13 protein-coding genes are annotated in these 12,430 nt (G+C 64.2%); 7 read left to right on the forward strand and 6 right to left on the reverse strand.

Annotation, left to right across the window (positions count from 1 at the left end; all coding sequences use genetic code 11):
• Positions 1-210 precede the first annotated feature (210 nt).
• Positions 211-1,185, forward strand: a complete 975-nt coding sequence (locus AC50YM_RS05460) for an acyl-CoA thioesterase (RefSeq protein ID WP_494955963.1) — start codon at positions 211-213, stop codon at positions 1,183-1,185.
• 3 nt (positions 1,186-1,188) lie between these two features.
• Here AC50YM_RS05460 and dnaB read toward each other — a convergent pair whose 3' ends face one another.
• Positions 1,189-2,571, reverse strand: a complete 1,383-nt coding sequence (gene dnaB, locus AC50YM_RS05465) for a replicative DNA helicase (protein ID WP_463873393.1) — start codon at positions 2,569-2,571, stop codon at positions 1,189-1,191.
• Between the two features lie 623 nt (positions 2,572-3,194).
• Between dnaB and AC50YM_RS05470 the strand changes: the two genes are divergently transcribed.
• Together AC50YM_RS05470 and AC50YM_RS05475 are read left to right on the forward strand one after the other, a co-directional pair.
• Positions 3,195-3,662 carry a hypothetical protein gene (locus AC50YM_RS05470; protein WP_494955964.1) on the forward strand — a complete coding sequence of 156 codons (468 nt, stop codon included), beginning with the start codon at positions 3,195-3,197 and terminating at the stop codon, positions 3,660-3,662.
• Positions 3,663-3,666: 4 nt separating this feature from the next.
• Positions 3,667-4,239 carry a hypothetical protein gene (locus AC50YM_RS05475; RefSeq protein WP_494955965.1) on the forward strand — a complete coding sequence of 191 codons (573 nt, stop codon included), beginning with the start codon at positions 3,667-3,669 and terminating at the stop codon, positions 4,237-4,239.
• An 83-nt stretch (positions 4,240-4,322) separates the two neighbouring features.
• Here AC50YM_RS05475 and AC50YM_RS05480 read toward each other — a convergent pair whose 3' ends face one another.
• Positions 4,323-4,949, reverse strand: coding sequence for an FMN reductase (locus AC50YM_RS05480; RefSeq protein WP_494955966.1), 627 nt, complete (start codon positions 4,947-4,949; stop codon positions 4,323-4,325).
• A 117-nt stretch (positions 4,950-5,066) separates the two neighbouring features.
• On the opposite strand from AC50YM_RS05480, the gene AC50YM_RS05485 reads away from it, so the two are divergent.
• A complete protein-coding gene (locus tag AC50YM_RS05485; RefSeq protein ID WP_494955967.1) occupies positions 5,067-5,501 on the forward strand; it encodes a DUF1801 domain-containing protein in 435 nt (144 codons plus the stop codon).
• Between the two features lie 176 nt (positions 5,502-5,677).
• Here AC50YM_RS05485 and rplI read toward each other — a convergent pair whose 3' ends face one another.
• The 4 genes from rplI to rpsF form a co-directional block, all read right to left on the reverse strand.
• A complete protein-coding gene (gene rplI / locus AC50YM_RS05490) occupies positions 5,678-6,130 on the reverse strand; it encodes a 50S ribosomal protein L9 (protein WP_307457021.1) in 453 nt (150 codons plus the stop codon).
• Positions 6,131-6,147: 17 nt separating this feature from the next.
• Entirely contained in the window at positions 6,148-6,387 is a 240-nt protein-coding gene (gene rpsR / locus AC50YM_RS05495) for a 30S ribosomal protein S18 (protein WP_003800144.1), read from the reverse strand.
• 125 nt (positions 6,388-6,512) lie between these two features.
• The gene (locus AC50YM_RS05500; RefSeq protein WP_494955968.1) at positions 6,513-7,106 is read right to left on the reverse strand and encodes a single-stranded DNA-binding protein; all 594 of its coding nucleotides are present in this window, start codon (positions 7,104-7,106) and stop codon (positions 6,513-6,515) included.
• Between the two features lie 55 nt (positions 7,107-7,161).
• Positions 7,162-7,467, reverse strand: a complete 306-nt coding sequence (rpsF, locus tag AC50YM_RS05505; RefSeq protein WP_494955969.1) for a 30S ribosomal protein S6 — start codon at positions 7,465-7,467, stop codon at positions 7,162-7,164.
• A gap of 241 nt (positions 7,468-7,708) precedes the next feature.
• On the opposite strand from rpsF, the gene AC50YM_RS05510 reads away from it, so the two are divergent.
• The 3 genes from AC50YM_RS05510 to AC50YM_RS05520 all read left to right on the forward strand — a co-directional run bounded on the left by AC50YM_RS05510 (position 7,709) and on the right by AC50YM_RS05520 (position 12,412).
• Positions 7,709-8,392: a DUF1345 domain-containing protein gene (locus AC50YM_RS05510; protein WP_494955970.1), complete on the forward strand. Its 684-nt coding sequence runs from the start codon at positions 7,709-7,711 to the stop codon at positions 8,390-8,392.
• 318 nt (positions 8,393-8,710) lie between these two features.
• Positions 8,711-11,416, forward strand: a complete 2,706-nt coding sequence (locus tag AC50YM_RS05515) for a helix-turn-helix transcriptional regulator (RefSeq protein WP_494955971.1) — start codon at positions 8,711-8,713, stop codon at positions 11,414-11,416.
• 339 nt (positions 11,417-11,755) lie between these two features.
• Positions 11,756-12,412 carry an acetyltransferase gene (locus AC50YM_RS05520; protein WP_494955972.1) on the forward strand — a complete coding sequence of 219 codons (657 nt, stop codon included), beginning with the start codon at positions 11,756-11,758 and terminating at the stop codon, positions 12,410-12,412.
• Positions 12,413-12,430 lie beyond the last annotated feature (18 nt).

Here is a 12,430-nt window from a genome sequence, read left to right on the forward strand (position 1 = left end):
TTCTTGTCCTATCCCTTGGGTTGGGGGGGGGGGGGGGGGTGGAGGTGACGCCCCCCCCCCCCCTTCCGCGTTTAACGCAACCCCCCCTTAACGCGGCGCCGCCCGGCGGATCTCCGGGAGCCCTCCGCCGGACCGCCGCGTGTGGCGTCCCGGTCCGCGATTGTGTCGGGAAGCCGCGACGCCTTCCTGGCGGGTCAGTAAACTCGCACCATGACTGAGCCAGCCGCCAACACCGTAACCCTTCGCTTCCTCGCGGCACCCACCGATGTCGGCCACAGCGGTTCCGTCGACGCCGGCACGGTGCTCGAATGGGTCGACAAGGCCGCCTACGCCGCGGCGGTCGGCTGGGCGAAGTCCTATTGCGTGACCGCGTACGTGGGCAACATCCATTTCGCGGACCCGGTCAACAGCGGCGACATGGTCGACGTCGAAGCGACAATCGTCTATACCGGCCGGTCCTCCATGCACATCCGCACCGTGGTGTCCTCGGGCGATCCCAGGGGCGGTCCGGCCACCATGCGCAGCCAGTGCATGGTGATCTTCGTGGCTGTCGGAGAGGACGGCAAACCCATCCCGGTGCCGCGCTTTGAGCCGACAACGCCGGAGGAAATCGAACAGCGCAACCATGCCCTGGCACGGATCAAGGTCCGTGAAGATATCGTCCAGGCCATGAGCGGCCAGGAATATACCGACGCCGGGACCGCCGAGAACGTGGTGCTCCGCTTTATGGCCGCACCCACGGATGTGAACTGGGGCGGCAAGGTGCACGGCGGCATCGTGATGAAATGGATCGACGAAGCGGCCTACGTCTGCGCGTCGCGGTACTGCGGCATGGACACGGTGGCTGTCTTCTCCGGCGGCGTGCGCTTTTATCGGCCGCTGTTGATTGGGCACGTGGTGGAGGTGGAGGCCCGGCTGGTCTATACCGGAACCAAGGGCATGCACATCGCGGTCCATGTCCGCTCCGGGGATCCGAAGGGCAGGGAGCTGGACCTCACGACGTATTGCCTGACCGTGATGGTGGCTCGCGACGAGCACGGAACGTCCGTCCCGGTTCCACAGTGGGTTCCGGTCGCGGAGGAGGACAAGCGGCTCCACGCGCATGCCCGCGAACTGTTGGAGATCCGGGGACGGGCGCCGGGGAACCGCCTGCCCAACCACCTGCTGGGCGCAGGCGGCCAGTAGCGGTTAGAAGCCGCCGCCGCCGGCGTCGGCGGCCATGTTGGCGAACCGCGAGTAGTGGCCCTGGAACGCGACCACGATGTCCTTGGTGGGGCCGTTACGGTGCTTGGCGATGAGAATGTCCGCCTCGCCGGCGCGCGGTGACTCCTTGTCGTACACGTCTTCGCGGTGCAGCAGGATCACCATGTCGGCGTCCTGCTCGATGGAGCCGGATTCACGCAGGTCGGAGACCATCGGGCGCTTGTCCTGGCGTTGCTCCGACCCACGGTTCAGCTGCGAGAGGGCAATGACGGGGACCTGCAGTTCCTTGGCCAGCAGCTTCAGCGCACGGGAGAACTCGGAGACTTCCTGCTGGCGGGACTCCACTTTCTTGCCCGAGCTCATCAGCTGGAGGTAATCGAGGATAACCAGCTTGAGATCGTGCTGCTGTTTCAGGCGGCGGCACTTGGCCCGGATTTCCATCAGCGACATGTTGGGACTGTCGTCGATGAAGAGCGGGGCGTCATTCATCCGGCCCATCGTCGTGGCGATCTTGGACCACTGCTCGTCCTTGATCGTGCCTTTGCGCAGGTCCTGGAGGCCGATCGTGGCCTCCGCGGACAGCAGGCGCATGGCGATCTCGTTCCGGCCCATTTCCAGCGAGAACATCACGGTGGCGAGGTTGTTCTTGATCGCGGCGGAGCGGGCAAAGTCCAGAGCAAAAGTGGATTTTCCGACGGCCGGGCGGGCCGCGATGACGATCATCTGGCCGGGGTGCAGTCCATTCGTGAGCTCATCGAGCTCGTAAAAGCCGGTGGGAACGCCCGTCATTCCCTCCTCGCGGTGCCCGGACGCTTCGATCTCGTCCACCGTGGACTCCATGACGTCCTTGAGGACAACGTAGTCCTCCGCGGTGCGGCGCTCCGCGACGGCATAGATCTCGGCCTGCGCCTGGTTGACCAGGTCCTCGACCTCGCCATCCTGGCCGTAGCCGAGCTGGACGATCTTGGTGCCGGCGTTGACCAGGCGGCGCAACACGGCGCGTTCGCCCACGATTTCGGCGTAATAGCCGGCGTTGGCGGCAGTGGGAACCGTCTGGATGAGCTCGTGGAGGTAAGCGGGACCACCGATCCGGTTGATCTCGCCACGCTTGGTCAGTTCGTCCGAGACGGTAACGGCGTCGGCGGGTTCGCCCCGGCCGTAGAGGTCGATAATGGCCTCGTAGATCGTCTCGTGGGCGGGGCGGTAGAAGTCCACTCCCCGAAGGATCTCGACGACGTCGGCGATGGCGTCTTTGGACAGCATCATGCCGCCCAGAACAGACTGCTCGGCGGGAATGTCCTGCGGCGGCTTGCGGCTGCCTTCGGCTCCTCGAGTCCCCTCGACTGAGTCCAGATGCGTTACTGACAAAACTGCCGTCCTCCATTGTGTGCCGCGGCGGACGTCCGTGCGCCGGCGACGTCCCTGCGGGCTGCTGCCCGGTGGCGTCGACGCCGGCGCAGGTCCGACGGGTTAAGTACTATCAGCCAGCTGCGACACTTCTGCTGCCGCTCCGTACGCCCTTATTCACAGCCCGGGCCCGGCAGTTGCAGGGGCCGGGTTGAGAGGAGTTCCGTGGAGCAGCAGCGGCAGTGGTTCGATAACCACGGCTCGATATCCAGCAACGTTAGCCGCCGACGGGGCAGGCACCAACCCGGTGCCGTGTCGCCCCTGTGGATAAGCTGTGCACTACTACCCTGTGCTTGTGCACAGCCTGTGGGAACAGCTGTGGATAAAGAATTATTTGGACCCACAATCGGGTGCTGACCTGCGGAAACACTGAGTTCACCTTGTGGACACAAAAGAATTTTCGTCCCGGTTCATCCACAGCCTGTGGACTGCGGCTGGGGATAGCGGCGGCACAGCCGGCCCAAAATATGCGCATTTCATGATGTATTTCACACGGATCCCCGGGACAGGCCTGTCCTGCGACGCACTGTATGCCATTCGCGGAATGTGCTGTGGATAACTGTGATCTGGCATAAGCTCTTCCCATGGGCGATGTACTGCTAGTCATACTGCCTGCCCTTATGCTGGCAGGAGTCCTCTGGGCGTTCGTCACGGCCCTCAAACCGCGCGACTTCGGCGTATCCGACGCGGAACGTTATCAGCAGGAACTTGCTGTCCGTTCGCAGGCCCATTACGCCGCCCAGGTTCAGGCCGCCACTGCCGCCCGCGCCCGCGTGGACGCAGCCACCCGCCCCAGCCAGAATGAACAGCAGCAGTCGCAGCAGGCCGATCACGCCCGTCAGGCGCTGCGCGCCCAGACGGGGGCAGCCCCCGCCGTCGGGCAGCACGGCTACCAGGGGCCCGTACTGCCAGGCGGCCAGTTAAATCCGCAGTTCGCGCTGCAACTCCAGTCGTTGGCCAGGGACGGTAAGAAGATCCAGGCCATCAAGCTGTTGCGCCAGGCCACCCATTCAGATCTTTTGACCGCCAAGAAATATGTAGATCGGCTGTAGTTTCATGGAATCCCTGCTTATCCCCCTCCTGATTCTCGCGCTGGTCGGCGCAGGCGTTCTGCTGGGCGTCCGTTTCCTCGGCCGCCGCGGCCCCCGGCCCCGGCCCGAAGCGTCCCCCCGGACCGGCCAGGACCCGATCGAGCTTGCGCGCGCTGCGGCGGCGAAACTCAGCCAGGAACAACACCGCCGCCTCTACGCCCTGATCGCCCAAGGACAGGCGATGGCTGCCATCAAGCTGTACCTCGAGGCCACTGGGGACGGCCTGCGGGCCTCCCGCGACGCCGTGGGCGCCCTCGCCGCCCATCCGCAGCCCTTCCGGCCGGAGTCCTCCGACGAGGCGCCCAGTGACGACGACGACGACTCTCCGCAGCGCTTCCCCTACCGCTACCGCGCGATCGCCAGCAAGGGAGATGTCACCCGCGAGGTCAGCAGCAATATGCTCAACGACGAGATCTACGGCCGGATCCGTACCCTGGCGCGAAGTGGGGACACGGAAGCCGCCGCTGAAGCCCTGACCCGCCATTCGGACATCTCCATAAAGCAGGCGCGCGAATTCATCGCCCTCCTGGAGGATTGAATTCCTCCCACTGGGGCGGAACGCCGCCCGGCAACCGGCCCTCCTACTGTTGCAGGCAGAGGCCGGCCTGTCGGCCGGGCCGGTCAGTTCCGGGCGGAAATGCCGGCGAGCAGTTGTTCGAACGGCAGCGACTCCAGCGCAGCCGCATTGTGCTGTGGCTGTGGGCCCTGCAGTAGTGCAGTGAACTCCCCTGCCGCCCTGTCGATCCGCGTCGAAAGGGGAGAGCCGCCGTCGTCGTTGTTGCCCCAGTCCTGGGGGCCGGCGAAGACGGCCGTGTTGGCGGTCCGGGTCCGGAAGTAGGTGAACAGCGGCCGCATGGCAAAGTCCAGGACCATCTGGTGCCGGTCCGTGCCGGCTGTGGCGCCAAGCAGGACGGCTGTGCCCTCGAGCGACTTGGGGTCAAGGACGTCGATGAAGGACTTGAAGAGCCCGCTGTAGGAAGCGCTGAAGACGGGGCTGACGGCGATAATACCGTCCGAGGCTTCGACTCCGGCGATCACCTCGGCCAGCTTCGGTGCCGCGTAGCCGGTCACGAAGTTGTTCGCGATGTCCACTGCGAGGTCGCGCAGTTCGACCACCTGAACGTCGACGGCGTAGCCGGCCGCAGCAAGGTGACGTTCCGCGGAGGCGGCCAGCTGGTCCGCGAGCATTCGGCTGGACGAGGGGACGCCGAGTCCGGCGGAAAGAACGGTGATGCGGCGGGATTCCACGGTGATGCTCCTCTATTCGATTCGTGGGCACAAACGCTGTTACATGCGTTTGCATCTACCTGCACAAGGTGTGGCGTGCCGCTTTTATTCCCGCCGGCGAACTGCGACACTTCCCGGATGGCTGCGAACACATCCCAAAACAAAACCCAGTCCACCGGCGCCTCCGTCGAGGCGTTCCTGGCCGCCGTCGAGCATCCCGTCCGGCGGGAGGATGGCTTCCGGCTGCTGGAACTGATGTCAGCGATCACGGGCCACCCGGCGCAGATGTGGGGTCCATCGATTGTGGGGTTCGGCTCTTACCACTACAAATACGGGACCGGCCGCGAGGGGGACGCCCCCGCCGTCGGCTTCTCCCCCAGGAAGGCGAGTCTTTCGCTCTACGGTCTGACGTACGGTCCCGAGTCGGCAGGCCTGCTGGGCCGGCTGGGGAAGCACCGGACGGGCGCGGGGTGTCTCTACGTCAACAAGCTCGGCGACGTCGACGAGGCGGTACTGGCCGAGCTCGTCCGGACCGGCTACCGGCACGTGACCACGGTGCTGCACCAGCCCTAGCCTCCCCGCAAGCTCCCCCCGCAACGCGGGGTCACTTACGGCCCATCCCGGGCCCCGACATGGGCCGCATGTGACCCCGCGTTGGTGTTAAAGCAGAAGGCCCCCGCGTCCGGTTCCCAAGGGGAATCCGGAGGCGGGGGCCTTCCAGCAGTTCAGGACTGCAGAGCCGGTGAAGGCTACTTGCCTGCGACTACGTCGAGTTCGATCACAGCGGCAACGTCGGCGTGAAGGCGGACGTTTGCCTGGTAGGAACCAACCGACTTGATGTGCGTCGGCAGTTCAACCTTGCGCTTGTCGATGCGGCCAAGGCCAGCGGCCTCAACAGCGTCGGCCACGTCGCCCTGCTTGACGGTGCCGAACAGGCGTCCGGTCTCGCCTGCCTTGACAACGAGCTTGACCGGCTTGGCGGAGAGTGCAGCGGCCTGCTTCTGAGCATCTTCCAGGGAAGCGTGCTCGCGGGCGGCGCGGGCAGTCTTGATGGACTCAACCTGCTTCTCGCCACCCTTGGACCAGGTCAGGGCGAAGTTGCGGGGCAACAGGTAGTTACGTGCGTAACCGTCCTTGACCTCGACAACATCGCCTGCAGCACCGAGACCGGTTACTTCGTGGGTCAGAATGAGCTTTGCCATGTTAGTTAATCCCTTCCTTAGCCGCGGCCAGCGCCGGAGTAAGGCAGCAGAGCAACTTCGCGGGCGTTCTTGATTGCCTGTGCGATCTTGCGCTGTTCCTGCACCGTGACGCCGGTGACGCGACGGGCGCGGATCTTTCCGCGGTCGGAGATGAACTTGCGCAGCAATGCTACGTCCTTGTAGTCGATGACAGTGATGTCAGCGGCCTTCAAGGGGTTGGACTTTGGTTTGGGCTTACGGAGTTCAGCCTTAGCCATCGTGGAGCTCCTATTCGATGGAGCCCGTGGATATTGATCCACGGGATGGTGGTGATCCGACGCCGGTCAGCGCCCGTCGCCTTGCGGCGTTCCGGCGGGTTCCGTCGTCGAACCTTTAATATTGTTTAGAAGGGAGGTTCGGAATCCGGGCCGTTGCCCCAGCCGCCGCCTGCAGGGCTGACGCCGGGCGTGGCCCAGGGGTCATCCTGCTGCTGTGCGGGCTGGTTGCCGCCCCAGGTTCCGCCCGAGTTACCGCCCTGGTTTCCACCAGAGCCGCCGCCAAAGCCGCCACCGCTGTTGCCACCGGCGCCGAAGCCACCCTGGGCGCCGTTGCCGGCACCCCCACCGCCGGAGCGCTGGGTGCGGTTGACCTTGGCGTTGGCGTAGCGCAGGCTGGGGCCGATTTCATCGACCTCAAGCTCGATAACGGTGCGCTTTTCGCCTTCTTTGGTTTCGTAGGAACGGCTCTTCAACCGGCCGTTAACGATCACACGCATGCCCTTGGTCAGGGATTCGGCGACGTTCTCGGCTGCTTCACGCCATACCGACGCGCGGAGGAACAGGGTTTCCCCGTCCTTCCACTCATTGGACTGGCGGTCGAAGGTGCGGGGAGTAGAAGCGATGGTGAAATTCGCTACGGCCGAACCTGACGGTGTGAACCTCAGTTCGGGGTCACTGGTGAGATTACCGATGACCGTAATAGTGGTTTCGCCTGCCATCTACTGCCTCCTTGTTCGTTCCTGCGGGGTGAAGAATGAAAATCGGGAGCTGAGATTACTCAGCGACGACCTTCTGCACTTCGGGGCGAGTGATCTTGGTGCGCATGATGGTCTCATTGAGGCTCAGCAGGCGATCAAGTTCTTTGGCGGTAGCCGGCTCGGCGGTGAAGTTCACCACGGCGTAGATACCTTCGGTCTTCTTCTGGATTTCGTAAGCCAGGCGACGACGGCCCCAGATGTCAACCTTTTCGATGGTTCCACCATCGGTCGTGATGACGTTCAGGAACTTCTGAAGCGTTGGCTCAACGGTACGCTCTTCGACCTCGGGGTCGATGATTACCATCAATTCGTAAGGACGCATATGTGAACCCACCTCCTTTGGGCTAAGCGGTTACGGCATTTCCGTAACAGGAGGTTCATTTGCGGTGCCATGTGCCCGCTTCACCCCCAGGAACGGAGGCAGGGCGCAGCACAGACTTCAATAGCTTAGTGCATCGGAGCCGGATTCCGCGATTCCACGCCCGTTCAGCTTGGCCGCGGCCGGCAGGTTCCCGGAAGCAAGGCTGGCCTCCATGTGGACAACCCTGTGCCAGAATCGGGGCATGACCACCGGCTCCCCGCTCCGCGACAACGCCCAGCCGATCCGGCGCAGCCGGCTGCGCTTCGCGGTTATGCTCCTCGCCGGGGTGCTCGCGGCCACAGCGGCCGGCCTGGCCGGGCATTGGGTGGAGGCTCCCGCGGTCGGCTGGGGCAGCGCCTCGTTGACCTACGTTGTCTGGGTCTGGCTGGCGATCGGCCGCTTCGACCCGGCCGAGACCCGGGCGCATGCCACCACAGAGGATCCTTCCCGCAGCATCACCGACCTGCTGATCCTGGCAGCCAACGTCGCCAGCCTCGGTGCGGTGGCCGCCGTCGTCGTTGATTCGCATACGAACGACGGCGGGTCCCGATTCGGCGGCGGCCTGCTGGCGCTGGCGTCGGTGGCCCTGTCCTGGCTGCTGGTGCAGACGCTGTTCACCCTGCGGTATGCCGAGCTGTACTACAGCACAGGCGGGAAGGCCGGGCCGGTAGTGGGCGGCATCGACTTCAACCAGGACGACCCCCCGCGGTACACCGACTTCGCCTACCTCGCCACGAGCCTCGGTATGACCTACCAGGTCTCGGACACGGCCCTGCAGAACCACGGCATCAGGGCGGAGGCGCTCAAGCACAGCCTGCTGTCATACCTCTTCGGCACCGTCATTCTGGCCACCACGATCAGCCTGGTGATCAGTTTGGCCTTCTAGACGGGCACATCCGCACCGGAACCTGGGTCTTCAAGGCATCCCGGAAACTGAAAACGAGTACTGGGGACACAAACTACTCGACTTCAGTCGATGCCCTACCTGACTATCCATGCGGCCTAGTCCCCCGACAGCGCCCCGGCCTATATTTGCAAAAGCACAGCCAATTTGGTCAAGGTTCCGCTCCAACCCCGAGCGTGACCCGGGCCATCGTTTTTTCAGAAGCAGTGGGCGTGCGGCAGTGATTACGTCAGTCGGGATCCGACTCTTCTCGTCGGAAACCACGGATGGATGGTCTCTTGGGGTGAAATGGGGGCATTTATGGTTTTGTTCGGCCGCAACACGGAACTTGCGCGGGTTCTTGCGCTGATCCGGTGTCCCAGGGAATCTGCGATGACCATCACGGGTCGCCACGGGACCGGCAAGTCGTCGTTGCTCGCAGCGATCCCGAAATTGCATGAGTATCGAACCGTCCTCCTCCGCGCCAACCCTTCGGAATCCACCTGGCGCTTCTCCGGCCTCACCGCCCTCCTCATCGCTATCGATGACCCAGCACTCGCGCCCGTGGCGGACTACGCGGCATCCTCATCCGGCGGAGACCACGAGGCTGCAGAGCTGTCGGCGATGCTCCTGTGTGCACTCCGGCAATGGTCTGCGGACCGTACCGTGGTGGTCATCGACGACGCCGAGGACTTGGACCCTGCCAGCCAAACTGTTCTTGGTTTCCTGGCCCGACGTCTCGCGGGAACGGGGCTCGTGCTGATCGCGGGCATGCGGGATGAGGCGCCCAACAGCCCGTTTGCCCGGCTGGCCAGTCTTCGGTTGGAAAACCTGGACATTGGCGACACCGTAAAGCTGCTCGAATCCGCGACGACAGGACAGGGCTGCCAAGCAGCCCTGCACGCTGTCGCAGCGGCTACTCACGGCAATCCGTTGGCGGCGATTGAACTGTACAACCAATTATCGGAACGCCAGCTGCAGGGCAATTACGCCTTGCCCGTCCCCTTGCACTGGAACGGGAGCTTCGAGGCTGAACTGGCGGCATCGATTTCGGTGCTTTCACCACGAGCACGGCAGGCAATTGACTTTCTTTCCCTGTCCTACCGAAGCAGCACGATTCTTCTGCGAGGAATGCCCGGGGATCTCTGGGCAGGGGTGGATGAAATTGTTTCCTCAGGAATTGCTGTGCGCTCCGGTTCCTACGTCAGAATCAAAGACCAAATGCTGCGTGCCCACATTTCCTCCGCTATGCAACCGGGGGAAAGAGCCGCCCATCACAACGCCTTGGCTGCTGTCGCCGAAACTGCGGATCGTCAGGCGTGGCCCTGGCACCTGAGTCATACTGCCGCCGCGCGCAGGGACACGTCGTTCAGTTTGCTCCGCCACGCCGTTGAACTTGTGCGGGCAGAGGAGATCCCATCCGCCGTCGAGTACGTCGAGCGGGCCCTCACCATCAACCCTTGGGAGGCAGAGACGGCCGCCCGGCTGGGCACCGTGGCGGAGGTGCTGTTCAGCAGGGGTGAATTCGTCTATGCGAAACGCTACGTGGACTGGGCACAACGGATCACGAAAGACCGGGCCCTGACGCTGCGTCTCACCGGGCTGAATTTCCAAATGGAGCTGATGCAGGGCAATTCCGTGCGGCCGAGCATGATGATTCGGCTGATCAAGGAGTTTGGGCATCATGATGCTGCCCAATCTGCCTGCCTTCTCTCCATTGGCGCACTGCATTTGGCCGAACGCTGGCAATCGCAGGACGCGGAGCAGTTGCTCGAATATGCGGAGCAATTCATCGGGGAAGCTTCCGGCGAAGCTTTGGCCGTTAACCAGCGCGCCAGAGTTCTGGCCAACGCCGCGCAAGGGACGGTTGAACGAATCTCTCGAGCAGCCGACGGCGGCAACAGTTCCCCGGCGTCCCTCCTGCTCAAGGGGCGTGCCATGACATACGCCGAGAATTACGAGGGAGCCCGTGACCATTTTTCCCTGGTCCGGAACTTGAGCGCGGCCAGCGATGCGAACTGGAGTGAGACCGCACGCTACTTCGCCGCCGACAATGAAATCCGCGCCGGGAACTTTCGTTCCGCCTCAGCCCTGATCGACGAAATCGCCGGTTCCCCAACCAGCCAGAAGTACCACCGCGGCATGCGCAACTACCTCTTACTCTGGCGGGCCCATTCAGTCGGGGACGCGGTGAAGGCCCAGGCCTGTCTTGCAGAGGCCCAGACGTTTGTCAGCGCCGACGCGCCCCGGCAGGCGGCAGCGCAACTGTTCGCCTGCGAGGGGCATTTTGCGCTGATGCGGGGCGACGTAGACGAGGCCTGTACGCTGCTGGCGCGGGCCACCGAGATCGGAATGGACATCAGCAATCCCGCCCTCCTGCGCTGCGAGGCGGACCTAGTGGAGGTGCTGGTGAGGTCGGGCCGCCGACGGGAGGCCGCCCGCGCCCTCACCAGGCTGGAATCCCGGTCAGTCGGACTGAAATCCCGATGGCTGCGGATGGCGGTAACCCGGTCCCGGGCATTGGTTGCGGAGGGAGGTCAATCCCTGGAGCTCTTCAACCGGGCCTTGGATTTGTGGCAAAAGGATGATTCGTTGTTCGAGCGCGCCCGGACGTTGCTCTGCTACGCGGAGCGGCTGGAGACGTCCGGCCTAACGAAAGAGGCCAAGAACTCCCTGCTGCGGGCAAAGGCGCTGTTCGATGAGTCCGGCGCCGCCTCGTGGACCCAGCGCGTGGACGCGCTGCTGCTCGGCGACCACCTGCGGGATGTTCCAGAGGCCCACAGCCCGGCCGTACTGACACTCTCAGACCAGGAGCGCGAACTGGTGCAGCTGGTGGCCCGCGGCTGGCGCAACAAGGAAATTGCCGCATCGCTGTTCGTGTCCGTCAGGACGGTCGAAGTGCGCCTGACTGCCATCTATCGGAAGCTGGGAGTTCAGTCGCGTTCCCAACTGACGTGCCTTGTGTCGACCGGCAGGACTTCGGCACCGAACGCGCTGGCCCGCGAGGGATCCCCGCTTGCTGTGTGATCGCCTCCCAAGTCCGACGAGGCCGGTTGTGCCCGGGCGCGCTGTATCGCGCCCGGCGGGCCCTGCGCGCCGCGGGCAACGGTCGGGGACTCCATATCCGCAATCCCGCAAATCCCGCACACATCCCCGGGTCCAGCCACATGTAGTCGCGAATCCCGGTTTTGTGGTCCAGGAAAGCGCTAGTTTTCTCCTAAGCGCAACGTGACCGGCTGGTCAGGTCAACGCGACCGGCCACCGCCGGCACGACCCGAAAGAAACGGTGTCGCACCGCGAAGGCCGGCCAGGGAGAAGGTGGAGGATGGCGGTCTTTGCAGTGGCATGTCCGGACAGGGCAACCACGTGAGTGAGCTCTTGCTGATCGGCGCGAGCGGGCTGGGCCGCGAGGTACTGGCCGCTGTCCGCAGCAGTGGACGGTATGACATCGCCGGCTTCCTCGACGACGAGGAAGCGATCTTCGGGGCTGACGTGGATGGCGCCCCCATTCTCGGGCCCACCGACAAAGCGGCCGACTACCTGCACGCACTCGTGCTGGTCTGCCTGGATTCCGGCAGGAGGCGGCAGTCCGTCGTGGAACGGCTGTCAGCACAGGGTGTTTCGGCCTCACGGTACGCGACACTGATCGACCCGACGATCCGGCTGCCTGAGGGCTGTCGGATCGGCCGCGGCAGCATCCTGCTGCAGAACGTGACCCTGACGGCCTCGGTAACCTTAGGGTCGCACGTGGTGGCCATGCCGGGGGTCACGTTCACGCATGACGACGTCGTGGCGGACTTCGCGACTTTGGCGACCGGAACCTCGCTGGGCGGCGGTGTCCGAATTGGCCGGGGCGCCTACCTCGGGATGAATTCTAGCGTTCGGGAACGGACATCAATCGGCGCCTACGCGACAGTCGGCATGGGATCTGCTGTCCTGAACAATGTCCCCGACGGCGAGACCTGGGTGGGTGTGCCTGCGCACGGCGTCGATCGCGGACGGTTTAGGAATGCATGCGCGTGATCCAGACAGCATCTGCAG

It is taken from the genome of Pseudarthrobacter sp. RHLT1-30-1 (genome assembly GCF_059383415.1).

Coding starts and splice junctions, on each gene's coding strand:
- AC50YM_RS05500 (WP_494955968.1), bottom strand. CDS start 7,106: ATGGCAGGCGAAACCACTATTACGGTCATCGGTAATCTCACCAGTGAC.
- rpsF (WP_494955969.1), bottom strand. CDS start 7,467: ATGCGTCCTTACGAATTGATGGTAATCATCGACCCCGAGGTCGAAGAG.
- AC50YM_RS05510 (WP_494955970.1), top strand. CDS start 7,709: ATGACCACCGGCTCCCCGCTCCGCGACAACGCCCAGCCGATCCGGCGC.
- AC50YM_RS05475 (WP_494955965.1), top strand. CDS start 3,667: ATGGAATCCCTGCTTATCCCCCTCCTGATTCTCGCGCTGGTCGGCGCA.
- AC50YM_RS05460 (WP_494955963.1), top strand. CDS start 211: ATGACTGAGCCAGCCGCCAACACCGTAACCCTTCGCTTCCTCGCGGCA.
- AC50YM_RS05485 (WP_494955967.1), top strand. CDS start 5,067: ATGGCTGCGAACACATCCCAAAACAAAACCCAGTCCACCGGCGCCTCC.
- AC50YM_RS05515 (WP_494955971.1), top strand. CDS start 8,711: ATGGTTTTGTTCGGCCGCAACACGGAACTTGCGCGGGTTCTTGCGCTG.
- AC50YM_RS05470 (WP_494955964.1), top strand. CDS start 3,195: ATGGGCGATGTACTGCTAGTCATACTGCCTGCCCTTATGCTGGCAGGA.
- rplI (WP_307457021.1), bottom strand. CDS start 6,130: ATGGCAAAGCTCATTCTGACCCACGAAGTAACCGGTCTCGGTGCTGCA.
- rpsR (WP_003800144.1), bottom strand. CDS start 6,387: ATGGCTAAGGCTGAACTCCGTAAGCCCAAACCAAAGTCCAACCCCTTG.